This window comes from Pseudoxanthomonas sp. SORGH_AS_0997 (assembly GCF_031453535.1).
Classification (GTDB): domain Bacteria; phylum Pseudomonadota; class Gammaproteobacteria; order Xanthomonadales; family Xanthomonadaceae; genus Pseudoxanthomonas_A; species Pseudoxanthomonas_A winnipegensis.
In genome coordinates this window covers 3,056,998-3,079,248 of sequence record NZ_JAVIZI010000001.1, presented here as the reverse complement: position 1 = coordinate 3,079,248, position 22,251 = coordinate 3,056,998, and the positions used below count along the sequence as shown (strand labels likewise).

The following is a 22,251-nucleotide window of genomic DNA, read 5'->3' as shown; positions in this document are numbered from 1 at the left end:
TCCTCAGCCGCCCTTGGCGACCTTGCTGAAGAAGTCGTAGATGCCTTCGTCGCTCATCTTGCGGGCGTTGGCCAGCTCGCCGGCCTTGGTCGTGTAGACGACCTTGCCCGTGGGCGAGACCACGACCGCGGCGGGGATGCCCTTCTCGATCGGGTTGCCGTAGGTGTTGGCGATGTCCAGGTTGTGGTCCCAGTTGCCCACATCGACCTTGACCACCTCGAAGTGCTGGTTGACCAGCGCGGCGTTCTTCTCGCTGTGCAGCGAGGTATCCAGTGCCCGGCAGTCGCCGCACCAGTTGGCGCCGAAGATCAGCAGGGTCGGCTTGTGCGCCTGCTTGCCGGCGGCCAGCGCCTGGGCGACCTCGGCCTTGGCGTTGGCCTGCGGGTTGTAGGGCAGGTCGGTGGCCAGGGCGGCGCCGGTGGCGGCGAGCAACAGCAGGGTCGGCATCAAGCGCTTCATGGTGGACGGGCCAATGGGGAAGGGAACGGCGATGGTTGGCGGACCGGGTCCCCGGCGTCAATGGTCCAGCGCACGCATGCGTGGAACGCGGCGTGGCGAGGGCGGGCATGCCGCGTCCTACGACTAAAGTCGAAGCCCAAAATGTAAATCTTTTGTTCTTGTAAGTAGCCTGCGCAGTCCCGCTGGGCCAGAATGGCCCCGTACCGTGGCGTACGGCGAGGGCTAGGCACGCCGCGGTCGAACAAGTTGCAGATGAAATGAATCAAGGACGCGTGCCGATCGGCATGCAAGACAACGACAAACTCGTGGATCCGGAGGGGATACATGTTGAACAAGAAGAATGCGCTGGCCATCACCGTGGGCGCCATCTGCGCCGCCGCCAGCGGGGCGGGTTTCGCCTCGGCGCTTGACCGCTCCGGCCAGTCCATCGCGCCGTTCCTGAAGCCAGGCAACTACGCCGAGTACGGCGGCAGCTTCCTCAACCCCAAGGTGGACGGCAAGGACAAGAACGGCACCGACACCGGCAACGTGGCCAACAGCTACAACTTCGTCGGCGGCGCGATCAAGTTCCAGCCCACCGAGAAGTTTTCCTTCGGCTTCATCTACGACGAGCCCTTCGGCGCGTCGGCCGAGTACCACGGCGCCAATGCCTTCACCGCCAACCCGCGCGACGTGGTGCTGAGCGGCCTGCCGATCGTGACCGGCCCCAGCGTCGTCAGCAACGGCCAGCTGGCCGCCTACGGCCTCAATGCCGGCATCACCGGCGACACCGACGTGGAAGTGCGCACCAAGAGCCTGTCGGCGCTGGTGGGCTTCCAGCCGACCGAGAACTGGAACCTCTACGCCGGCGGCGTGTACCAGGAGATCAAGGGCGAGGTGTCGCTGCGCGGTTCGACCTACTCGGCCTTCAACGGCTACGACCTGTCGATCCCGTCCAAGCGCGACTGGGGCTGGCTGGCCGGCATCGCCTACCAGAAGCCGGAGATCGCCCTGCAGGTCTCGCTGACCTACCGCTCGGAGATCGACTACGACATCAACGCCAACGAGTCCATGCCGTTGGTCACCGCGCTGGGCGCCAACCGCGCGCAGCTGGCCGGCCTGATCCAGCAGCTGGTGCTGGCCGGCCGCCTCCCGGCGGCCACCGGTCAGGCGCTGGCCGGGACGCTGGGCTCGCTGGGCGGCCTGAGCGGCGGCACCACCTCGATCACAACGCCGCAGTCGGTCAACCTGGATTTCCAGACCGGCATCATGGCCGACACCGTGCTGTTCGGTAACGTGCGCTGGGTGCAGTGGTCCAAGTTCGCGGTGCGTCCGGCCCAGTTCGGCCAGCTCGCCGAGGCCGTCGGCCCGCTGATCGGCAAGCCGGACGGCTTCAATCTGGTCGACTACTCCAAGGACCAGTGGTCGGCCAACCTGGGCCTGGGCCGCAAGCTGACCGAAACGGTGTCAGGTTCGTTCTCGGTGGGTTGGGACGGCGGCGCCGGCAACCCGGTGACCACCCTGGGCCCGACGGACGGCTACTGGAACGTGGGCGTCGGCCTGCGCTACAGCCCCACGCCCAAGATCGACCTGAGCGCCGGCGTGAAGTACTTCTGGCTGGGCGATGCCACCGCCGAAACCGGCGCGCACAGCTACGCCGGCGAGTTCAAGGACAACAGCGCCATGGCCGTGGGCGTGAAGATGGGCCTGCACTTCTAAGCACAGGCCGCATGCGCCGGGGCGTTGGACGTCCTGGCGATCATAAGGGCGATGCCATCCGGCATCGCCCTTTTTGTTGGATTGGGTCTTCGCTGGAGTGCGGGGCTGGTCCCCACACTTCGGTAGCCAGCTTCGCCCCGACCGGGCGCGCGCCTCGGCTCAGTCGTCATTCCTGGCCGATTCTTTGGTGGGAGAGGATAGGCCGCGCCTCCATCCTTCGGTGGGAGCAACTGTCCCCTCGCATTTCGCAGTGGTCTGTCTGTAGAGCGGAGCTTGCTCCGCTGGGGCCTTTCCCACGAACTGAACGAAGAGCAGCGGAGCGAGCTCCGCTCTACAGGTGGGAGCTGCCCTTGTGGCCTTTTCGGCCAATGGCGGCGATGCGGCTTTCCCGGTAGAGCCTCATCGCCGCCATGGCGGCTCCCACGGGGTCGCGGCGGCATTCTGTAAGGATTTTTCGATGGCCGGACAACCCGACTCGCGCCACGCCAGTGGGCCGAGGACAATGGCGCGATGAGCTTCGCTTCCGAGTCGCCCTTGCCGCCCATCGCCCTCCTGTACCAGGACGCCCATCTGGCCGTGGTCGACAAGCCGGCCGGGCTGATGGTCCACGACAGCGGCCTGGCCCGCGGCGAGGAGGTGTTCCTGGCCGATCTGCTGCGCGCGCAGCTGGATCGGCCGATCTTCCTGATCCATCGCCTGGACCGCGCCACCAGCGGCTGCCTGCTGGTGGCCTTCGACCGCGACACCGCCTCGGTGCTCGGCCAGGGCTTCATGTCGCGCGAGGTGGAGAAGGACTACCTGGCCGTCTGCCGCGGCTGGCCCGAAGCCGAGTTCACCATCGACCACGCCCTGGACGGCGGCCCGGGCAAGCCGGAGAAGAAGCCGGCCATGACCGGATTCGTGCGCCTGGCCAGCGGCGAACTGAATGTGCCGTCCGGCGGCTTCGAGACCTCGCGCTACGCGCTGCTGCGCGCGCGTCCGCACACCGGGCGCTTCCGCCAGATCCGCCGCCACCTCAAGCACGCCTTCCATCCCCTGATCGGCGACACCAGCCACGGCGAGGGCCGGCACAACCGCGCCTTCCGCATGCGCGGCGTGCATCGCATGCTGCTGCACGCGCGCCGGCTGGCCTTCCTGCATCCGCACAGCGGTGCGCGCATCGAAGCGTTGGCGCCGCTGGATGCACAGTTCATGCGCGCCCTGGACCTGTTCGGCTGGGACCACGACGCGCGCTGAGCACGAGGGCTTTCATCGGCGGAAAAGGAAAAGGCGCCGTGCGGCGCCTTTTCCTCGACTCGAACCGCGGGCCTATCGCTTGGCCGGCGCCTTCATCATCGCATCGCGCGCGGCCTTGAACGGATTGCCGTCGTACCAGTTGGGCCACTGGTCGCCACCGGCCAGCTCGCGGCCCACGCCGTAGACCAGCTCCAGGTCCTGCATGGTGCCGTCCAGCTTCCAGGTGTCCGGGTCGTACTCGTCGGCGGGCGAGTGGTAGCGCTGCTCGCCGTACTCCTTCGCGGCGGCCTTGCCGGCGGCCTCTCCGCCCTCGATCAGGTCTTCGCCGCCATCCACGTACAGCGCCGGCACGCCGGCCTTGGCGAAGTTGAAGTGATCCGAGCGGAAGTACGAGCCGTTCTGCGGCGAGGCCTCGGCGTGCAGCGTGCGGCCCTGCGCGGCGGCCAGCGGCTTGAGGAGGTCCTCCAGCTGCGAGGCGCCCATGCCCGTCACGGTGACATCGTGCGCCTTGCCCGCCACCGACATCGCATCGATGTTGATCACCCCGGCGATCTTGTCCAGCGGGAAGGTCGGATGGGCGACGTAGTACTTCGAACCCAGCAGGCCCGACTCCTCCAGCGTCACCGCCAGGAACACCACCGAACGCTCAGGCTTGGGCTCCTGATGCGCGAAGGCATCGGCGATCTCCAGGATGCCGGCCACGCCGGTGGCGTTGTCCACCGCACCGTTGTAGATGTTGTCGCCGTCCTCGTTGTCGTGCTTGCCCAGATGGTCCCAGTGGGCCATGTACAGCACCGCCTCGTCGGGGCGCTTGCTGCCGGGCAGCACGCCGATCACGTTGCGCGACTTGGCCTGGCCGATCGTGCTCTTGAGGTCGAAGGACAGCTTGGCCTTCAGCGGCACCGGCTTGAAGCCGGGCTTGGACGCGTCCTTGTAGGCCTGGTCCAGATCCAGCCCGGCCTTGGCGAACAGCGTGCGCGCCACCTCGCCGGTGATCCAGCCCTGGGCCGGGATGCGCGGCGACGGATCATCGGCGGCCGGCAGGTCGTACTGCTTGCCCGCCCAGGAATTCTTGACCACGTCCCAGCCGTAGCTGGCGCCCTCGCTGTCGTGGATGATGATCGCCGCGTCGGCGCCCTTGCGCGCGGCTTCCTCGAACTTGTACGTCCAGCGACCGTAATAGGTCATCCGCTTGCCGTCGAACAAGCTTTCATCGTGCGTGTGGAAGCCCGGGTCGTTGACGAACATCACCACGGTCTTGCCCTTCCAGCTCTTGTTCCCGGCGTAGTCGTTCCACTTGCGCTCGGGGGCGTCCACGCCGTAGCCGACGAAGACCAGCTCGCTGTCCTTGACGTCGATCTCCGGCTTGCCGGTGCGCGTGCCGATCACCATCTGCTCGCCGAAGGCCAGCGTCTGCGTGCTGCCGTCGGCCTCGGTGATGGTCAGCGTGGTCGAAGGATCGGCCGTGGTCTCCACCATCGGAACGTCCTGCGTCCAGCTGTCGCCGTTGCCGGGCTTCAGGCCGATGCGCTGCATTTGCTCGGTGATGTAGGCCACGGTCTTGTCCTCGCCCGGCGTGCCGGGGCCGCGGCCCTCGAAGGCGTCGGAGGACAGCGTCTTGACCAGTTCGCCGAAATCGCCGGCATCGATCTTCGGCGAGAAGGCATGCGGCGCAGGCGCGGATGCGGCCTGGGCGGGGGCGGGCGTGGAGGCGGCGGGCGCCGGCGGCGCGTCCGGCTTCTTGCAGGCGGCCAGCGCGGTCAGCGTGGCCAGGCCCAGCAGCAGCGTGCGGGACATGCGGGTTCCTTGCGGTGAACGGGAACCCGGGATTCTAGCCAGACTGGGCCGATCCTCGGCGCGCGGCGCCTGTCGATCCGGACAGGGCCGCGCGGGACGTCCGCCTGGGGCGGAGGCGAACCGGTAGTCGCAATGGAAGCGGGAACCCCGTGGTCTTGGAGAGAGAGGGCCAAGGCACGGGGTCCCCGCCGGGAACGGGGACGCGGCAGGCGCCGCTTACTCGGTCGGCGCGGTGTTGCCGCTGTAGGCGATCGGCGTGGCGCCGGTCACCGGGCCGATCTTGGCGCTGGTATGCACGTACAGCCTGACCGGGCGTTCGAACACCAGCGCGCCGTCGACCACCGCGTTGGGGCCGATGATCACGCGCGGCGGGTTGCCCTCCTGCTTGCGGCTCGACCAGCCCTGGTTGCGCTCGATCTTGATGCCGCCGCGCACGTGCGAGCCGGCGCCGACGGTGAGATCGCCGTTGACCGTTTCGATGCTGCCGCCGACCTCGGTACCGACGATGCCGATGGCGCCGTTGACGTTCTCGATGCCCTTGGCGACCTTGCCGCCCTGGTCGACGAAGACGCTGCCGTTGACGGTCTCCAGGCTGCCGTTGACGGTGACCTGGCGGCCCAGCCTCAGGCTGCCGTTGACGGTCTCCAGGTCGCCGGTGACGGCCTTGTCCTCGACCTTGATCGAGCCGTTGACGGTGCCGGCTTCCTTGACCGTGGCGCCGGCCTCGATGGTGATGCTGCCGTTGACCGTTTCCAGGTCGCCGTAGGCCTGGCCGGACTGCGCGGTGATGCTGCCCAGGACCTTGTCGATGGACTGCTGGGCCGATGCGCCGCTGGCGGCCAGGGCCAGGGCGATGCCCAGCGCGACCAAGGCGGGGCGGGAGAACGAGACGGTCATGGATGCGGTTCCTGTGCGGGTGATGTACGGGCTTGGATGCGCCCATCGTGCCCAGGGTTTAAACGCGCGGAAGGCGCCCGGACAGGATGCGACGGCGGCCCTGGCTACAATCGGGGCCTGCTCCGTCGTCGAAGATGCATCCGTGCCCCAGTCGTCTCGCTCAACGCCTGCCCGCCGCGCCACGCTGGCGGCGCTGCTGGTCCTGGCCGCGGGCGCCTGCGCACCGGTCTGGGCGCAGAGTCAGAAGGAAGCCCAGAAGAAGCTCGAGACCGTCCGCAAGGAGCTCAAGTCCATCGCCGCCGAGCGCCGCGACCTGGAGGGCAAGCGCGGCGAGGCCTCGCGCAAGCTGCGCGCGGCCGATGAACAGGTCGGCCAGTCCAGCCGCCAGCTCACCCAGACCCAGGCCGCGCTGCGCAAGGAGGAGGCCGCCCTGGCGCAGCTACAGGACAAGCGCGCGCAGATGCAGCAGCGCCTGTCCGGCCAGCGCGCCGAGCTGGAACAGCTGCTGCGCGCGGCCTACATGGCCGGCAGCAACGCACCGCTGAAGGTGCTGCTGTCGCAGGACAGCGTGGTCGACGCCAACCGCGCCATGGTCTACCACCGCTACGTGCAGGGCGACGTGGCCGGCAAGATCGCCGCGCTCACCGGCCAGCTGCAGGAGCTGCAGACGCTGGAGCGCGAGATCCAGGCGCGCGCCGCGCTGCGCTGCAGGACGCCCACAAGCGCCAGCAGACTCAAGTGGTTCAGCTGCAGCGCGACCGCAGTGCCCAGGCCCAACTGGTCGCCCAGCTGGACGAGCGCTACGAGGACCGCAGCGACCGGGCCCAGGAACTGGGCCGCGACGCCAAGGCCCTGGAGACCCTGCTGGCCAACCTGCGCGCGGCCGCCGCGCGGGCCGAGGCCGAACGCCGCGCCGCCGCCGAGCGCGCGCGGCGCGAGCAGGCCGCGCGCGAGGCTGCCGCCCGCGAACAGGCGGCCAAGGACCGCGCCGAAGCGAAGGCGGAAGGCCGTCCGCCGCCGCCGCCGCGCAAGGTCGCCCCGCCGCCGCCGGTGGTGGCGAGCGCGCCGGCGCTCAAGGTCGGCGGCCTGAGCTGGCCGACCTCGGGCAACCTGCTGGCGCGCTTCGGCGGGCAGCTGCCCGATGGCCGCACCAGCCAGGGCGTACTGATCGGCGCGCCGGTGGGCTCGACCGTCTCGGCGGTGGCCGATGGCACGGTGGTGTTCTCCGAGTGGATGACCGGCTACGGCATGATCCTGATCATCGACCACGGCAACGGCTACATGAGTCTGTATGCGCACAACGAGGCGCTGCTGCGCGACGCCGGCGCGGTGGTGAAGAAGGGCGATCCCATCGCCAAGGTCGGCAGCTCCGGCGGCTGGGGCACGCCGGCGCTGTACTTCGAACTGCGCAAGGGCGGCTCGCCGGTGGATCCGGGGGCGTGGCTGCAGCGGCGCTGAGCGGAGAGCAGCCAGTGAAGCGGAGCGCGCGGTGAGCCGGTGCCGCCGCAAGCACGCGCTGCTCCTGCGCTTGCGCGCGCCTGACGCCGCCTCGCCCGCTGCGCTTTCCTTTCTCCCGCTTCCCGCATAATCCGGGGCGTTAGGTCCCTCACGATCCACCCGGAGTCGCCGCATGCGTGTGTCCCTGTTGCTGTCGTCCCTGCTGCTGGCGATCGCGCCGGCCCTGGCCCAACAGGCCCGCGCCCGCCGCCCAGGACACGCCGCAGTCCGCGCCCGCGCCGGCCGCTGCGCCGGCCAAGCCGGCGGCCCAGGACAGCGACGAGGACGCCCCGGCCGTCCCCTCCAGCGACGATCCGGACGGCACCGAGGCCAAGACCTCCGAGGTGCCGCTGGACGAAATCCGCCGCTTCGTCTCGGTGTTCAACGCGGTCAAGCAGGCCTACGTCGAGCCGGTGGACGATGAGAAGCTGATGCACTCGGCCATCCGCGGCCTGCTGCTGGACCTGGACCCGCACAGCGCCTACCTGGACAAGGAAGACGCCAAGGATTTCGACGAGCAGGCCAACGGCGCCTACGACGGCGTCGGCGTGGAGCTGCTGGCCCAGCCCGACGGCACGCTCAAGGTGATCTCGCCGATCGACGGCACGCCGGCCGCGCGCGCCGGCCTGCAGTCCGGCGACACCATCGTGGCCATCGACGGTAAGCCGCTGGGCGGCATGAACGATCCGATGGAGCCGCTGCGCGGCAAGGTCGGCACCCAGGTCACCCTGACCATCGTGCGCGACAAGCTCGCCAAGCCCTTCGACAAGACCCTGACCCGCGAGACCATCCGCGTGGCCAGCGTGCGCTCGCGCCTGCTCGAGCCGGGCTATGGCTACATCCGCATCAGCGCCTTCCAGGCCGACACCGGCGCGGACTTCCAGAAGGCGGTCGACGGGCTCAAGGCCAAGGGCCCGCTCAAGGGCGTGGTGCTGGACCTGCGCAGCAATCCGGGCGGCCTGCTGACCAGCGCGGTGCAGGTGGCCGACGACCTGCTGGACAAGGGCACCATCGTTACCACGCGCGGGCGCATCGCCATCAGCGACGCCAAGTTCGACGCCACCCCCGGCGATCGCCTCAAGGGCGTGCCGGTGGTGGTGCTGGTCGATGCCGGGTCGGCCAGCGCGGCCGAGGTGCTGGCCGGCGCGCTGCGCGACAACGACCGCGTGCGCATCATCGGCAGCCGCACTTTCGGCAAGGGCTCGGTGCAGACCGTGCTGCCGCTGGACAACGGCGATTCGGTCAAGCTGACCACCGCGCGCTATTACACGCCCAGCGGCAAGTCGATCCAGGCCACCGGCATCGTGCCCGATGTGGTGCTCAAGCCCGACGAATCGGACGATCGCGACATCCCGCCCTCGCTGGCCGACTACAGCGAGGCCAAGCTGCCCGGTCACCTGCGCGGCGATCAGGAAGGCGCCGAGGGCTATGCGGCCGGCGATGTGCTCAATGGCGACAAGCCGATCGAAGAGGCGCTGGCCGAGTTGAAGCACCCGGGTTCGGTCGCGGCCGCGCAGCAGGCCGCCGCGGCCAAGGCGGCCGCCGCCAAGCCCAAGCCCGCACCGAAGGCGCCAGCGCCGGTGCCGGAAGCCGCCAAGCCAACCGCCCCTGCGTCCGCCAAGCCTGTCGCCCCCACGCCGGCCAAGCCGGCCGAAGTCCCGGCCACGCCGTAGCTCGGTGGGAGCCGGCATGCCGGCGATGAGGCTTTCCCGGGAAGGCCCCATCGCCGGCATGCCGGCTCCCACGGGGATTGCAGGGATCAGCGGTTGCGCGTCAGCGCTTCGGGATTGACCAGATTGCGCGGCGTGCCGTCGGCGAACGCCCGCACGTTGTCCAGCGCCGTGCCCAGGTACAGCGCGTAGCTGTCCTGTTCGACGTAACCCAGGTGCGGCATCGCCAGCACGCGCGGATGGGTCAGCAGCGGCTCGCGCTGCGGCAGCGCGGGCTCGTGTTCGAACACATCCAGCGCCGCCATGCACGGGCGGCCCGCCTCAAGCGCGGCCAGCACCGCGCCCGGGGCGACCAGCTCGGCGCGGCTGGTGTTGACCAGCAGCGCATCGGGCCGCATGCGCGCCAGCAGCGCCGCATCGACCTGATGACGGGTGGCCGGCACGAGGCGACGATGCAGGCTGAGCACGTCGCTGCGTTCGAACAGCGCCTCCACCGAGGCCGCCACCTCGACGCCATCGGCATGCGCGGCGGCGCGCGCGGCCTCGCCGCCCCACACCAGCACCTGCATGCCGAACGCGCGGCCATAGCCGGCGACGAGGCGGCCGATCTTGCCGTAGCTCCACACGCCCAGCGTGCGCCCGTGCAACGCGCGGCCCAGGACCGCATCGCCGGTGTCCTGCCAGCGGCCGGCCTGCAGCGCCGCGCCATAGGCGGGCAGGCGCCGCATCGCGGCCATGAGCAGCGCCCAGGTCAGCTCGGCCGGCGCGATCGGCGAGCCGACGCCTTCGGCCACCGCCACGCCGCGCGCGGTGCAGGCGGCCACATCCACGTGCGCGCCGACCTTGCCGGTCTGGCTGATCAGGCGCAGCTGCGGCAGGCGCTCGAGCAGCGCCGCGTCGATGCGGGTGCGCTCGCGGATCAGCAGCAGCGCCTGGGCCGGTTGCAGCAGCGCCGCGCGCGCCTCCAGGGCCTCGGGCAGCGCGCCCAGCACCTGCACGTCCAGCCCCTGCGCATGCGCGGCCAGTGCCGGCAGCGCCGCAGTGGCGCGCTGGTAATCGTCGGCGATGAGGACGCGCATCGCGCTCAGCGCGGCTTGCCCGGCATCGGGAACGGCGTGACCACCTTCTCGCCGCTGGCGGCATCGCGGATCGCGCTGGCGCCCTTCTTCTCCACTTCCTCCACCCGCACGATGCTCTGCATCGGCAGGTGCAGCACGCGGGTGTCGCCGAACTCCTCGCGCAGGCGTTCCTCGGTCGGGTCCACCACCAGTCCGTCGTGCACGTCGAACACCAGCTCGCTCACCTCGGTGAAGCCCCACAGCGCATCGGAGCTCGCCACGCGGCGGGCGTAGAGTTCGTAGACCTTGCCGTGATTGAGGAAGGTCACCTTGTAGAGCGGCTTGGACATTGCGGCGTGCGAAAGGCGATGGAGGAAGGTCGGCAAGATCTGGGCACGGGCGGCGCTTTGCAACCTCGCGCCGGGCGCGTGGCCCGCTAGAAACCGTAGCGCCGGCGCAGGCGGCGGGCGATGGCTGCGCGCACGAACAGCGCGAACACCACCCCGAACAGGAAGCCGGCCAGATGCGCCGACCAGGCCACCGCGCCGAACGCCGGGCCGATGTAGGCGAATACCACCTGCAGCACCGCCCAGACCCCGATCAGCACTGCCGCCGGCGCGCGCACGAACTGCAGGAACAGGCCCAGCGGCACCACCACGCCCAGCTTGGCGCCGGGGAACAGCGCCAGATAGGCGCCGATCACCGCCGACACCGCGCCGCTGGCGCCGATGATCACCCGGTCCGGCGCGCCGATCGCCAGCACCGCGGCCAAGTTGGACACCGCCCCGCCCAGCAGGAACAGCACCAGGAAGCGCCACGGCCCCATCGCCCGCTCCGCGGGCAGGCCGAAGATCAGCAGGAACACCAGGTTGCCGAGCAGATGCGCCCAGTCCGCATGCAGGAACAGCGCGGTGAACAGGCGCAGGATCGAGCCGTCGGTCAGGCCGGTGCGCCACTCCTGCAGGCTGTCCAGGCCGCCGGTCAGTGCGCCCCACTGCAGCAGCAGGCCGCGGTACATGCCCACCGGGCGGGTGATGGCCCACAGGAAGGCCAGCCACAGCAGGGCGAACAGCACGGGCGTGGCCCAGCGCACGGAGGGCTTGCGGCGGGAAGGCGTGGCGACGAACACGGGCAAGGCAGGGCTTCGAAGAGTCGGGAATGGCAGCGTGCCATCGTCGCGCACACGCGACTAAAATCTAACCGGCCAGCTGACGGCGCCGTTAGATTGCGGGGATATACTTGCATACGGCGTCGTATGTCGGGGAGGGAATTTCCGGCGCACGGAAGTCCGGCGGCCGTCTGGCCGCGCCGGCCCGTGTTGCGGCGCAGGCGTTTTTTCTTTCGTCTTCCGGAGTCCATGCACATGCTGTCCTCGAACCTATTCAGAATTTCGCTTCTGGCCGCCGGCGTCGCCGGTGCCCTGGCCAGCGGCCACGCCCACGCCGCCGCCTTCCAGCTGAAGGAAAACAGCGCCAAGGGCCAGGGCCGCGCGTTTGCCGGTTCGGCCAGCGCCCCGGGCGATGTCGCCGTGGTCGCCAACAACCCGGCCGCCATGCGCCTGCTCGATGGCCGCCAGCTGTCCATCGGCGCCAGCGCGATCAGCTTCAGCGCCGACTTCAAGGGCTCCGGCCGCTACGTCGGCGCGACCGGCCCGGGCACCGGTGCGCCGGTGAGCGGCGGCGACGGTGGCGATGCCGGCACCATCGCCGCGCTGCCGGCGGTGTACTTCGCCATGCCGGTGGGCGACAACATGCACTTCGGCGCCTCGCTGACCGTGCCGTTCGGCTTCAAGACCGAATACGACCGCGACTGGGTCGGCCGCTACCAGGGCATCAAGACCGAGCTGCAGACCATCGACGCCGGCCTGGCGTTCTCCTACGACGTCAATCCGTGGGTGTCCTTCGGCGCCTCGGTGTTCGCCGAGCGTCTGGACGTGGACCTGACCAACGCCATCGACTTCGGCACCGCCCTCTACGCCCAGCGCGTGCCGGGCGCCACGCCGGGCAGCCAGGACGGCTTCGCCCGCGTCAAGGGCGACAGCACCGAGGTCGGCTTCACCCTGGGCGGCCTGTTCAGCGTCGATGAGAACACCCACATCGGCTTCACCTACCGCTCGCGCGTGGACCACAAGATCGACGACGGCAAGGCCACCTTCGACGTGCCGCCGTTCGCCAAGGCCGTGCTGGCCGTGGCCGCGCCGGGCCAGTACGTCAACACCGGCGGCAGCGCCAAGATCATCATGCCGGCCAGCGCCACGGCCAGCTTCACCCACATCATCAACGACCGCTGGACGGTGATGGCCGATGTGAGCCGCACGGCGTGGAGCAAGTTCGACAAGATCACCGTCGACTTCGACTCGGCCCAGCCCGACAACACGCTGGTGTTCAACTACCGCGACACCACGTTCGGCTCGATCGGCGCGGACTACAAGTACAGCGACACGCTGACCTTCCGCGGCGGTCTGGCCTACGACCAGACCCCGACCCAGGCGCGGTACCGCGACGTGCGCGTGCCGGACAACACCCGCAAGTGGGTGTCGCTGGGCCTGACCTGGACGCCGTCGCCGAGCAGCGAGTGGAACGTGGGCTATACGCACCTGTTCGTCTCAGATCCGACCGTCAACGAGACGGCGGTCACCGGCAGCTCGCTGGTGGGCGCGTTCGACGTGGGCGGCGACGTGCTGGCCGGGTCGTACACCTACAAGTTCTGATCCGCGCTGCAAGCCGACGTTCGCGAACCCCGCCCTGTGCGGGGTTCGCTTTTTGTGCGCGGCGCAACCGGCGTCGATGAGGCCCTAGGGCGCCTCGTGCAGGTGCACCACGCAGTTGCGGCCGCCGCGCTTGGCCTCGTACAGGGCCTGGTCGGCCAGGTCCATCAGGTCCTCCACGGCGATGCGCCGCGTCGCGCAGGCCACGCCGACGCTGACGCTCACGCGCAGGCCCAGGTGCGGCAGCAGACGCAGCGCACCGGTGGATTGCCGGATACGCTCGCCCAGGCGGATGGCCTCCTCGCAGCTCATTCCGGCGGTGATCACCACGAATTCCTCGCCGCCCGTGCGCGCGAACAGGTCGTGCTGGCGGATGCAGGCGCGCACCGTGTCGGAGAACGCCTGCAGCACCTGGTCGCCGACCCGGTGGCCATGGCTGTCGTTGATCTGCTTGAAGCGGTCCAGGTCCAGCGCCAGCACCGACAGCCCGTAGGGCGCGGCGGCGCCGCCGGGCGTGCGCCGCTCGTCCAGGCTGTCGCTCAGGCCGCGGCGATTGAGCGCGCCGGTCAGCGGGTCGACCAGCGCGCCGCGGCGAAGCGCCTCGGCGGCGTGGAAGCTGCTCAGCATCAGCATGCAGAAGTTGAGCATGAACCACAGCGCCAGATCCGCGCTGACCCACACATCGTTGATGTCGTAGTGGCCCTGGCCTTCGAACCAGTCCGACATCCCGCTGCTGTAGATGCAGATCAGCAGCGCGCAGGTGACCATCATCATGCGCGCGGGCACCTTGTCCAGCGAGCCGCGCAGCCGACGCAGCTGCCAGATCATCGTCAGCAGGGCCACCACTTCGACCAGGCTCAGGGCCAGGCCCTGCGCATCGGTGGTGCCGGCCGCCAGCCAGGCGATCGCCGGCGGCACCAGGCTCAGGGGCATCCACGCCAGCTCCCAGCGGTGCAGGCGGCGCTGCTGGATGAACTGCACCAGCGCCCAGGCCAGCCCCGCCATGCCGGCGCAGGCCAGCATCGCGCCCAGGTTGATCGCCAGCATGGCCACGAGCGGATGGCCGGCCTGGTGCAGCGCACTGGCCAGGACATCGATGCTGTCCGCGCCCAGGGTGTAGGCCAGGTGCGCCAGGCCCCAGGTCGCGATGCCGTACAGCGTGCGCGAGACGTGGGCCACGTAGGAAAACAGGGCGAACAGCACCAGCGCCAGCAGGCAGTCGCTGATCAGGCTGAAGAACACCGAGTTGTCCATGGCGACGACTCCCCTTTCGATCCCGGCGTACCCCCGCGCGCCGGTCCCTCATCATTGGTCTTACCCGCAGTGCAGCACAAAGCGTGCCAGTGGTTTTCCTCACGCGCATCCAGCCGTGCTGACGCCTGCCTGCCCGTTGTACACGGGCGATGGGTCGACCGCCCGACTACGACCATCGTCGCAGCGACCTGCCAGGACCCGGACGCGCCGATCGGGGCCGGGTGCAAGTCATTGAGCCGGAAACGCTTTTATGTGCGTTTGCACAATTTCTTGTCGGTTGCCGCGCGCCGGATCGCGGGGCTACCATTCAGGCGTTTTCCGCAGCCAAGGGCGCGGCAGGCGCGATGATCGAAGTGGCGACACAGGGCCCGGAAGGGCGGGGAACGCGGCTGACGCTGCGACCCCCGCGGGCACTGAATGGGCGGCAGTTCGTGACGTTGTTCGTGGCCTGCACCGGCCTGATGTGGGGCGCAGCGATCCTGGGCTGGCTGGCGGGCAACGCCTTCGCCCCGGTGTTCGCGGTGCTGCACGGCGGCCTGGTCGGGCTGGCGCTGCGGGCGGCGTGGCGGGCCGGCGAGCGCGATGAGGTCATCGCGATCGCGCCGGAGCTGGTGGAGGTGCGGCGGCGCGCGCAGCGCGATGCCGCGTTCCGGGCGCATCCGTACTGGGTGCGGCTGGGCGTCGGTGGCGATGCGTGCGTCACCCTGTCCTCCAGTGGCCGGCAGGTGGAAGTGGGAAGGCTGCTCGGCCCGGCCGAGCGGCAGGAACTGGTAAGGCAGTTACGCGTTTCACTTGCGGCCGCAGTGCGGCCGTGACCGATGACACTGAAGGCGGGGTCTAGGCAATGACGCAAGGCAAGAAAAGGGGAGGCAGCCGCGTCGCGCTGCTGGCGACATTGGCGGGCCTGCCGGGCCTGGCCTTGGCGCAGGTCGCCGATCCCAAGCCCTGGCAGCTCAACATGGGCCGGGGCGTCACCCACACCGCGCGCATGGCCTATGAGGCGCACATGGTGGCGCTGTGGGTCTGCGTGGCGATCGGCATCATCGTGTTCGGCGCGATGGGCTATGCGATGTTCAAGTTCCGCAAGTCCAAGGGCGCGGTCGCCGCGCAGTTCAGCCACAACACCACCGCCGAGCTGATCTGGACCATCGTGCCGGTGATCATCCTGATCGCCATGGCCTGGCCGGCCACGGCCAAGCTGATCGCGATGTACGACACGCGCGATTCGGAGATGACCATCAAGGTCACCGGCTACCAGTGGATGTGGAAGTACGAGTACCTGGGCCAGGGCGTGGAGTTCACCAGCCGCCTGGCGCGCAGCTCCGACCAGATGCGCCAGTCCGGCAAGGTGCCCGACGCCGCCAGCAACCCGCACTACCTGCTGGAGGTCGACCACCCGCTGGTGCTGCCGGTGGACACCAAGATCCGCTTCGTCATCACCGCCGACGACGTCATCCACTCCTGGTGGGTGCCGGCGCTGGGCTGGAAGCAGGACGCCATCCCCGGCCTGATCAACGAGGCCTGGACCAATATCGAGGTGCCGGGCACCTACCGCGGCCAGTGCGCCGAGCTGTGCGGCAAGGACCATGGCTTCATGCCGATCGTGGTGGAGGCCGTGTCCAAGGCCGACTTCCAGAAGTGGCTGGCCGCGCGCAAGCCGGCCGCGCCGGTGCCGCCGGCCCCGGCCGAAGGCTCGCCCGCGCCGGATGTGACGCCGGAGCAGGCCGCGCCGGCCGGCGGCGACGCCAGCGCCAGCGCCGCGCCCGCCGCCACCGAAGCAGCGCCCGCTCCCGCGCAGGCCTGATCTCTTCTCGCGACACCCGCTGCTTTCGAGGAACACGCCCATGGCCCACGCCGCCGCAGAGCACCACGACGATCACCACGGCCATCGCCAGGGCTTCGTCGAGCGCTGGTTCTTCTCCACCAACCACAAGGACATCGGCACGCTGTACCTGCTGTTCTCCTTCGTGATGTTCGTCATCGGCGCGGCGATGAGCGTGGTGATCCGCGCCGAGCTGATGGAGCCGGGCCTGCAGTTCGTCAAGCCCGAGTTCTTCAACCAGATGACCACCGTGCACGCGCTGGTGATGATCTTCGGCGGCGTCATGCCGGCCTTCGTCGGCCTGGGCAACTGGATGATCCCGCTGCAGATCGGCGCGCCGGACATGGCGCTGCCGCGCATGAACAACTGGTCGTTCTGGCTGCTGCCGGTAGCCTTCACCCTGCTGCTGATGACCCTCTTCCTGCCCGGCGGCGCGCCGGCCGGCGGCTGGACGCTGTACCCGCCGCTGTCGCTGCAGGGCGGCGCCAACGTGGCCTTCAGCGTGTTCGCCATCCACGTGGCCGGCATCAGCTCGATCATGGGCGCGATCAACATCATCGCCACCATCCTCAACATGCGCGCGCCGGGCATGGATCTGCTGAAGATGCCGATCTTCGTGTGGACCTGGCTGATCACCGCCTTCCTGCTGATCGCGGTGATGCCGGTGCTGGCCGGCGCGGTGACCATGCTGCTGACCGACCGCTTCTTCGGCACCAGCTTCTTTAACGCCGCCGGCGGCGGCGACCCGGTGATGTACCAGCACATCTTCTGGTTCTTCGGCCATCCCGAGGTCTACATCATGATCCTGCCGGCCTTCGGCGTGGCCAGCGAGATCATCCCGACCTTCAGCCGCAAGCCGCTGTTCGGCTACCAGGCCATGGTCTACGCCACCGCCTCGATCGCCTTCCTGAGCTTCATCGTGTGGGCGCACCACATGTTCGCGGTGGGCATGCCGCTGGGCGGCGAGATCTACTTCATGTTCGCCACCATGCTGATCGCCATCCCCACCGGGGTGAAGGTGTTCAACTGGGTCTCGACCATGTGGAAGGGCTCGCTGAGCTTCGAGACGCCGATGCTGTGGGCGGTGGCCTTCGTCATCCTGTTCACCATCGGCGGCTTCTCCGGGCTGATGCTGGCCATCGTGCCGGCCGACTTCCAGTACCACGACACCTACTTCGTGGTGGCGCACTTCCACTACGTGCTGGTGACCGGCGCGGTGTTCTCGATCATCGCGGCCACCTACTACTGGTGGCCCAAGTGGACCGGGCGCATGTACAGCCAGTTCTGGAGCAAGTTCCATTTCTGGTGGACGGTGGTGTTCGTCAACGTGCTGTTCTTCCCGCAGCACTTCCTGGGCCTGGCCGGCATGCCGCGCCGCATCCCGGACTACAACGTGGTCTTCGCCGACTGGAACTTCGTCAGTTCGATCGGCGCCTTCGGCATGTTCCTCACGCCCTTCATGATGGCCGCCATCCTGGGCTGGTCGCTGAAGAAGGGCGCGCCGGCCGACGCGCGCGCCTGGGAGAACGCCAGGGGCCTGGAGTGGACGGTGCCCTCGCCGGCGCCGGCGCATACCTTCACCACGCCGCCGGTGATCAAGCCGGGCGACCTGGCGCACGAGGACATCGGTCACTGATGGACAGCCCGCGCGCCCCGCTGCAGACCATGGCCGAGGCCGCCAGGCGGCGGCGTGGCACGCGCATCACCGCGCTGGTGGTGGGCGGCATCGCGATCGCGATCTATGCCGCCTTCATCCTCTCCGGGGTGCTGCGCGCATGAACGCCCGGGACGCTGCCACCGCTTCGGCGCCGGATCGGCGCACCGCGGGCCTGCCGCGGCTGATCGGCGTGGCGGTGGTGGTGTTCGTGCTGACCTTCTCGCTGGTGCCGCTGTACCGGTTGGCCTGCGAGAAGGTGTTCGGCATCCGCCTGGACAAGGGGCCGGCCGCGGCCGGCCAGGTGGCCGGCGTGGCGGCGAGCAAGCGCCTGGTGACGGTGGAGTTCGATGGCGGCGTCAATTCGAAGCTGCCCTGGGCCTTCCACCCGGAGGTCCAGCGCATGCAGGTGGTGCCGGGCCAGCTGTACGAGGCGCAGTTCTTCGCCCGCAACGACGGCAAGCGCTCGATCGTGGGCAATGCGGTGCCTTCTGTGGCGCCGGCGCGGGCCTCGCAGTACTTCGTCAAGACCGAGTGCTTCTGCTTCACCGCGCAGACGCTGGAGGCCGGCGAGAGCCGCGACATGCCGCTGCGCTTCATGGTCGACCCGCATCTGCCCAGCGATGTCTCCACGATCACCCTGTCCTACACCTTCTTCAAGAACGATGCGCTGACCACCGCCCTGGCGGGCGCGGCGGCGAGTCCGACGGCGCATTCGGCGCCTTGATTGCCCAAGACCCTCAAAGGAACGCGTGATGGCGCAGACCCACTCCCAGGATACCGATGTCTACTTCGTCCCGGCGCAGAGCAAGTGGCCCTTTGTCGGTTCGATCGCGATGTTCGTGCTGATGATCGGCGTGGCCAGCTGGCTCAACGACGCGGCCTGGGGCAAGTGGACCTTCCTGGTCGGCGTGGTGCTGCTGGCGGCGACGCTGTTCATGTGGTTCGGCGATGTGATCCGCGAGTCGGTCGCCGGCCGCTACAACGGCCAGGTCGACGTGTCCTTCCGCATGGGGATGGTGTGGTTCATCTTCTCCGAGGTGATGTTCTTCGCCGCCTTCTTCGGCGCGCTGTTCTACACCCGCACCTTCTCCCTGCCGTGGCTGGGCGGGCAGGGCGACGGGGTGATGACCAACGCGCTGCTGTGGGAGGGCTATTCGGCCGGCTGGCCGACCAACGGCCCGGCGATGGTCGGCGGCACCTTCCAGACCATCCCGGCCTGGGGCCTGCCGCTGATCAACACGCTGATCCTGCTGACCTCCGGCGTGACCCTGACCATCGGCCACCATGCGCTCAAGGCGGCACAGCGCGGCACCGTGCTGCTGTGGCTGGGCATCACCGTGCTGCTGGGCCTGACCTTCCTGTACTTCCAGGTGACCGAGTACGCGCACGCCTACCACGCGCTCAACCTGACGCTGGGCTCGGGCATCTACGGCTCGACCTTCTTCATGCTCACCGGCTTCCATGGTGCGCACGTGTTCCTGGGCACGCTGATGCTGGCGATCATGTGGCTGCGCGTGCTCAAGGGGCACTTCACCAAGGACCACCACTTCGCCTTCGAGGCGGCCGCGTGGTACTGGCATTTCGTCGACGTGGTGTGGCTGGCGCTGTTCCTGTTCGTTTACGTGCTTTGAGGCAGGGGCGCGTGGCGACGCGTGAGCGGAAGCCCAGCGCTTTTGCTCACTCCTCAGTGTCTGCGCGCGCGTTCCTCGCTTTCAGCCGCCGATGCCGTGCGGTTTGATCCAGCCGCTCCAGATGCCCAGCACGACCAGCGCGAACAGGGTCACCGACAGCCCGATGCGCCAGGTCAGTGAGCGCACCGTGCGCGTGGTCTGGCCGCGGTCGATCAGCAGGTAGTACAGGCCCGCGCCGAGGTTCCACACGATCATGATCAGGAAGGCGACGATCAGCAGGGTCTTGAGCGAGTCGTTCATGCGCACCTCTCGGGCGGCCGTGTGCCGCATGCGCGGATTATCGTCTGCCCTGGGCAGGCGGGCGTGAGCCGGCGCCTGTCCACGCCCGCCGGCTGGGCGCTGGCCCTGCTGGTGGCGGCGGTCTTCTCCGGGCTGGGCGTGTGGCAGCTGGGGCGTGCCAAGCAGAAACGCGCGATGCTGGAGCAGGTCGCCCAGGTGCTGCACGACCGCCAGCCGCGGCCGCTGGCTGACGCGGCGCAGCACGCCCGCGCGCAGGAGTTCGACTGGGCGGCCGGCAGCGGCCGCTTCGCGCCCGGCCCGGCGGTGCTGCTGGACAACCAGACTCACCAAGGCCAGGCCGGCGTGCGCGCCTACCGGGTGTTCGTGCCCGATGCGGGCGGCGCGCCGCTGCTGGTGGACCTGGGCTGGCAGCCGCTGGACGCGCAGCGCCAGTTGCCGCCGGTGCCGGCGCTGGCCGACACGCACCGCGTCGCCGGACTGCTGGCGCCGCCGCCCTCGGCCGGGCTGCTGCGGGCGCCCGCGCAGGCCCAGGCCAACGGCGACCTGCTCGCCGTGGTGCTGGACCCGGCCGCGCTGGCCGCGCCGCTGCGCCAGCCGGCGCTGGCGCAGCGGGTGCTCAAGCTCGATCCGGCCCTGCCGGTCGGCTTTCCGCGCGACCTGGACGTGTTGCCCAATACGCTGCCGCCGGAGCGCCACCTGGGCTATGCGGTGCAGTGGTTCGGCCTGGCGCTGGCGGTGCTGATCACCGCCGGCGTGCTCACGTGGCGGCGCAGACGCGCCGCGCGTGAGAAAATGGGGGCATGACCCCTTCCGACGTCGCTCCTGGCCGAAACCGTGGCCGGTGGATCCTGCTCGGCCTGTTCGTGTTGTTCTTCGGCAGCGTGGGCGCGGCCGGCGTGCTGCGCTTCGCCGGCTGGCAGCCGGCCGGGCTGAAGAACCACGGGGCGCTGCTGCATCCGCCCGTGGACGTGCGCGCGCTGCAGCCGGCGCTGGCCGGTGGCGGCACCTACAGCTGGCGGCAGCCGCAGCGCACCTGGCGCATCGTGCTGGCGCCGCCGGCCGACTGCGTGGCCGACTGCGTGGCCCTGTCGCACCAGCTGGACACGGTCTGGCAGCTGTTCGGGCACAACGCCGACCAGGTCCACATCCTGTGGATCGGTCCGCCGCCGGCGGGCGCGGCGCGCCCGGTGTCGCTGCGCGTGATCGCCGCCGGCGATCCGCTGCGCGCCGCGCTGCCCGACGTGGACGACGGCGCTGGCGTGCCGGTGTACGTGATCGATCCCAACGGCTTCGTGATCCAGCGCTTCGCCCCGGGTTTCGACCCGGCCGACCTGCGCAGCGACGTCGCCAAGCTGCTGAAACTCCTTTAGAGCGAACCCCACCGTAATGCCTGTCCTCCCACGCCTGCCGTTCCGGCACTTCCACCGCATCGCCTGGCTGGCGGCGATCATGACCGCCAGCACGATCGTCTTCGGCGGCTTCGTGCGCCTGTCCGATGCCGGCCTGAGCTGCCCGGACTGGCCGACCTGCTATGGCCGCGCGGCCTGGCCGCAGGCGCCTTCGGAGATCATCGACCACGCCCAGCTGAAGATCCGCCCGCTTGAGACGCACAAGGCCTGGCGCGAGCAGGTGCACCGCTTCCTGGCCGGCATGCTCAGCATCGAGATCTTCGCCCTGGCGCTGATGGCCGCACGTCGGCGCCGGCTGGGCGTCGCGCAGGTGATCGTGGCCGCGGTCCTGGTGGCGCTGGCCATCCCGCTGTACATGCGCGGCCAGCACGTGGCGGCCAGCGTGCTAGCCCTGATCGGCGAGGGCATCCTGCTGGTCGCGGCGTGGCGCTGGTCTTGGGCGTCCGCGCCTGGCGGCGCGGGCGATCTTGCGCGCGTGGCGATGCTGACCCTGGCGATGATCATCTTCCAGGCCCTGCTGGGCATGTGGACGGTGACCTGGCTGCTCAAGCCCATCGTGGTGATGGGGCACCTGCTGGGCGGCCTGGCGACCTTCGGCCTGCTGGTGTGGATGGCCTGGCGGGCGACCCAGCTGCCGATCACCCTCGTCGATGCGCGCGCGCTCAAACGCGTGCTGGGCGTGGGCCTGGGGCTGCTGGTGGTGCAGATCGCGCTGGGCGGCTGGGTCAGCGCCAACTACGCGGCGCTGGCCTGCGGCGGCGGCAGCTGGCGCATGGCCAACTTCCCGCAGTGCGTGGGCCAGTGGTGGCCGCCGCACGACTTCCACGAGGGGTTCACCCTGTGGCGCGGCATCGGCGTGGACTACGAAGGCGGCGTGCTCGACGGCGCCTCGCGCATCGCCATCCAGATGGCGCACCGGCTGATGGCCATCGTGCTGGCCTGCTGGCTGGTGTTCTGCGCGCTGCGGCTGTGGCGCCAGCCGGGCATGCGCGGCTGGGGCGCCGGGCTGCTGGTCGCGCTGCTGGCCCAGGTGACCCTGGGCATCCTCAACGTCAAGCTGGCCCTGCCGCTGGGCGTGGCCGTGCTGCACAACGCCGGCGCGGTGGTGCTGCTGTTCGTGCTGGTCTCGCTGCTGGCGCGGCTGAGGACGCCGGAATGA

At 69.6% G+C, this 22,251-nt stretch carries 20 protein-coding genes and 2 pseudogenes; 14 read left to right on the top strand and 8 right to left on the bottom strand.

The features are described from left to right. Nucleotides 1–3 precede the first annotated feature (3 nt). The gene (locus tag QE438_RS13500) at nt 4–447 is read right to left on the bottom strand and encodes a thioredoxin family protein (protein ID WP_307184123.1); all 444 of its coding nucleotides are present in this window, start codon (nt 445–447) and stop codon (nt 4–6) included. A 336-nt stretch (nt 448–783) separates the two neighbouring features. Between QE438_RS13500 and QE438_RS13495 the strand changes: the two genes are divergently transcribed. Together QE438_RS13495 and QE438_RS13490 are read left to right on the top strand one after the other, a co-directional pair. Continuing rightward, on the top strand, nt 784–2,157 hold the full coding sequence (locus QE438_RS13495) for an outer membrane protein transport protein (protein WP_130531973.1): 1,374 nt from the start codon (nt 784–786) through the stop codon (nt 2,155–2,157). Between the two features lie 510 nt (nt 2,158–2,667). Further along, a complete protein-coding gene (locus QE438_RS13490; protein ID WP_306994966.1) occupies nt 2,668–3,393 on the top strand; it encodes a pseudouridine synthase in 726 nt (241 codons plus the stop codon). Nucleotides 3,394–3,465: 72 nt separating this feature from the next. Here the strand turns inward: QE438_RS13490 and QE438_RS13485 are convergent, their stop codons facing one another. Both QE438_RS13485 and QE438_RS13480 read right to left on the bottom strand, forming a co-directional pair. Further along, entirely contained in the window at nt 3,466–5,190 is a 1,725-nt protein-coding gene (locus tag QE438_RS13485; RefSeq protein ID WP_306994967.1) for a M28 family metallopeptidase, read from the bottom strand. A 216-nt stretch (nt 5,191–5,406) separates the two neighbouring features. Beyond that, on the bottom strand, nt 5,407–6,087 hold the full coding sequence (locus QE438_RS13480) for a hypothetical protein (RefSeq protein WP_130531974.1): 681 nt from the start codon (nt 6,085–6,087) through the stop codon (nt 5,407–5,409). A 134-nt stretch (nt 6,088–6,221) separates the two neighbouring features. Between QE438_RS13480 and QE438_RS13475 the strand changes: the two are divergent. Together QE438_RS13475 and QE438_RS13470 are read left to right on the top strand one after the other, a co-directional pair. Next, a pseudogene (locus tag QE438_RS13475) lies at nt 6,222–7,545 on the top strand (peptidoglycan DD-metalloendopeptidase family protein). A 341-nt stretch (nt 7,546–7,886) separates the two neighbouring features. Further along, a pseudogene (locus QE438_RS13470) lies at nt 7,887–9,257 on the top strand (S41 family peptidase); the annotation flags it as partial. An 86-nt stretch (nt 9,258–9,343) separates the two neighbouring features. Here the strand turns inward: QE438_RS13470 and QE438_RS13465 are convergent. The 3 genes from QE438_RS13465 to QE438_RS13455 form a co-directional block, all read right to left on the bottom strand. Next, nucleotides 9,344–10,333, bottom strand: coding sequence for a D-2-hydroxyacid dehydrogenase family protein (locus QE438_RS13465; RefSeq protein ID WP_306994969.1), 990 nt, complete (start codon nt 10,331–10,333; stop codon nt 9,344–9,346). 5 nt (nt 10,334–10,338) lie between these two features. Then, nucleotides 10,339–10,662, bottom strand: a complete 324-nt coding sequence (locus QE438_RS13460) for a DUF1820 family protein (RefSeq protein ID WP_130531977.1) — start codon at nt 10,660–10,662, stop codon at nt 10,339–10,341. An 86-nt stretch (nt 10,663–10,748) separates the two neighbouring features. Further along, a complete protein-coding gene (locus tag QE438_RS13455) occupies nt 10,749–11,441 on the bottom strand; it encodes a rhomboid family intramembrane serine protease (protein WP_130521661.1) in 693 nt (230 codons plus the stop codon). A 234-nt stretch (nt 11,442–11,675) separates the two neighbouring features. Here QE438_RS13455 and QE438_RS13450 point away from each other — a divergent pair, with 234 nt between their 5' ends. Continuing rightward, a complete protein-coding gene (locus tag QE438_RS13450; RefSeq protein WP_306994972.1) occupies nt 11,676–13,022 on the top strand; it encodes an outer membrane protein transport protein in 1,347 nt (448 codons plus the stop codon). An 84-nt stretch (nt 13,023–13,106) separates the two neighbouring features. On the opposite strand, the gene QE438_RS13445 is transcribed toward QE438_RS13450, so the two are convergent. Beyond that, entirely contained in the window at nt 13,107–14,273 is a 1,167-nt protein-coding gene (locus tag QE438_RS13445) for a GGDEF domain-containing protein (RefSeq protein ID WP_130561726.1), read from the bottom strand. 344 nt (nt 14,274–14,617) lie between these two features. On the opposite strand from QE438_RS13445, the gene QE438_RS13440 reads away from it, so the two are divergent. From QE438_RS13440 to QE438_RS13415, 6 genes are read left to right on the top strand one after another with little or no spacing between them, the layout of a single operon-like run. Then, nucleotides 14,618–15,088: a DUF2244 domain-containing protein gene (locus QE438_RS13440; protein ID WP_306996306.1), complete on the top strand. Its 471-nt coding sequence runs from the start codon at nt 14,618–14,620 to the stop codon at nt 15,086–15,088. Between the two features lie 29 nt (nt 15,089–15,117). Further along, a complete protein-coding gene (gene coxB / locus QE438_RS13435) occupies nt 15,118–16,077 on the top strand; it encodes a cytochrome c oxidase subunit II (protein ID WP_306994975.1) in 960 nt (319 codons plus the stop codon). A gap of 40 nt (nt 16,078–16,117) precedes the next feature. Then, nucleotides 16,118–17,731: a cytochrome c oxidase subunit I gene (ctaD, locus tag QE438_RS13430; protein WP_131659256.1), complete on the top strand. Its 1,614-nt coding sequence runs from the start codon at nt 16,118–16,120 to the stop codon at nt 17,729–17,731. After that, nucleotides 17,731–17,874 carry a hypothetical protein gene (locus QE438_RS13425; protein WP_165394652.1) on the top strand — a complete coding sequence of 48 codons (144 nt, stop codon included), beginning with the start codon at nt 17,731–17,733 and terminating at the stop codon, nt 17,872–17,874. The genes ctaD and QE438_RS13425 overlap by 1 nt, the downstream gene beginning before the upstream one ends. Further along, nucleotides 17,871–18,476, top strand: a complete 606-nt coding sequence (locus tag QE438_RS13420) for a cytochrome c oxidase assembly protein (RefSeq protein WP_130521510.1) — start codon at nt 17,871–17,873, stop codon at nt 18,474–18,476. The genes QE438_RS13425 and QE438_RS13420 overlap by 4 nt, the downstream gene beginning before the upstream one ends. Nucleotides 18,477–18,504: 28 nt before the next feature. Continuing rightward, nucleotides 18,505–19,383: a cytochrome c oxidase subunit 3 gene (locus QE438_RS13415; protein WP_306994978.1), complete on the top strand. Its 879-nt coding sequence runs from the start codon at nt 18,505–18,507 to the stop codon at nt 19,381–19,383. A gap of 81 nt (nt 19,384–19,464) precedes the next feature. On the opposite strand, the gene QE438_RS13410 is transcribed toward QE438_RS13415, so the two are convergent. Next, a complete protein-coding gene (locus QE438_RS13410; RefSeq protein ID WP_130521513.1) occupies nt 19,465–19,683 on the bottom strand; it encodes a twin transmembrane helix small protein in 219 nt (72 codons plus the stop codon). 63 nt (nt 19,684–19,746) lie between these two features. Between QE438_RS13410 and QE438_RS13405 the strand changes: the two genes are divergently transcribed. The 3 genes from QE438_RS13405 to QE438_RS13395 are packed head-to-tail and all read left to right on the top strand — an operon-like array spanning nt 19,747 to nt 22,251. Next, nucleotides 19,747–20,487, top strand: coding sequence for an SURF1 family protein (locus QE438_RS13405; RefSeq protein WP_306994980.1), 741 nt, complete (start codon nt 19,747–19,749; stop codon nt 20,485–20,487). Further along, entirely contained in the window at nt 20,484–21,053 is a 570-nt protein-coding gene (locus tag QE438_RS13400) for a hypothetical protein (RefSeq protein ID WP_130521515.1), read from the top strand. Before QE438_RS13405 ends, QE438_RS13400 begins: the two co-directional genes overlap by 4 nt. Before the next feature lie 16 nt (nt 21,054–21,069). Continuing rightward, on the top strand, nt 21,070–22,251 hold the full coding sequence (locus QE438_RS13395) for a COX15/CtaA family protein (protein WP_306994981.1): 1,182 nt from the start codon (nt 21,070–21,072) through the stop codon (nt 22,249–22,251).

Bases quoted from the DNA above. Each gene is read 5' to 3' on its own strand.
- QE438_RS13450 (WP_306994972.1), top strand. From the start codon at position 11,676: ATGCTGTCCTCGAACCTATTCAGAATTTCGCTTCTGGCCGCCGGCGTC.
- QE438_RS13485 (WP_306994967.1), bottom strand. From the start codon at position 5,190: ATGTCCCGCACGCTGCTGCTGGGCCTGGCCACGCTGACCGCGCTGGCC.
- QE438_RS13445 (WP_130561726.1), bottom strand. From the start codon at position 14,273: ATGGACAACTCGGTGTTCTTCAGCCTGATCAGCGACTGCCTGCTGGCG.
- QE438_RS13400 (WP_130521515.1), top strand. From the start codon at position 20,484: ATGACCCCTTCCGACGTCGCTCCTGGCCGAAACCGTGGCCGGTGGATC.
- QE438_RS13495 (WP_130531973.1), top strand. From the start codon at position 784: ATGTTGAACAAGAAGAATGCGCTGGCCATCACCGTGGGCGCCATCTGC.
- QE438_RS13395 (WP_306994981.1), top strand. From the start codon at position 21,070: ATGCCTGTCCTCCCACGCCTGCCGTTCCGGCACTTCCACCGCATCGCC.
- QE438_RS13425 (WP_165394652.1), top strand. From the start codon at position 17,731: ATGGACAGCCCGCGCGCCCCGCTGCAGACCATGGCCGAGGCCGCCAGG.
- coxB (WP_306994975.1), top strand. From the start codon at position 15,118: ATGACGCAAGGCAAGAAAAGGGGAGGCAGCCGCGTCGCGCTGCTGGCG.
- ctaD (WP_131659256.1), top strand. From the start codon at position 16,118: ATGGCCCACGCCGCCGCAGAGCACCACGACGATCACCACGGCCATCGC.
- QE438_RS13415 (WP_306994978.1), top strand. From the start codon at position 18,505: ATGGCGCAGACCCACTCCCAGGATACCGATGTCTACTTCGTCCCGGCG.
- QE438_RS13420 (WP_130521510.1), top strand. From the start codon at position 17,871: ATGAACGCCCGGGACGCTGCCACCGCTTCGGCGCCGGATCGGCGCACC.
- QE438_RS13465 (WP_306994969.1), bottom strand. From the start codon at position 10,333: ATGCGCGTCCTCATCGCCGACGATTACCAGCGCGCCACTGCGGCGCTG.
- QE438_RS13440 (WP_306996306.1), top strand. From the start codon at position 14,618: ATGATCGAAGTGGCGACACAGGGCCCGGAAGGGCGGGGAACGCGGCTG.
- QE438_RS13500 (WP_307184123.1), bottom strand. From the start codon at position 447: ATGCCGACCCTGCTGTTGCTCGCCGCCACCGGCGCCGCCCTGGCCACC.
- QE438_RS13480 (WP_130531974.1), bottom strand. From the start codon at position 6,087: ATGACCGTCTCGTTCTCCCGCCCCGCCTTGGTCGCGCTGGGCATCGCC.
- QE438_RS13410 (WP_130521513.1), bottom strand. From the start codon at position 19,683: ATGAACGACTCGCTCAAGACCCTGCTGATCGTCGCCTTCCTGATCATG.
- QE438_RS13490 (WP_306994966.1), top strand. From the start codon at position 2,668: ATGAGCTTCGCTTCCGAGTCGCCCTTGCCGCCCATCGCCCTCCTGTAC.
- QE438_RS13460 (WP_130531977.1), bottom strand. From the start codon at position 10,662: ATGTCCAAGCCGCTCTACAAGGTGACCTTCCTCAATCACGGCAAGGTC.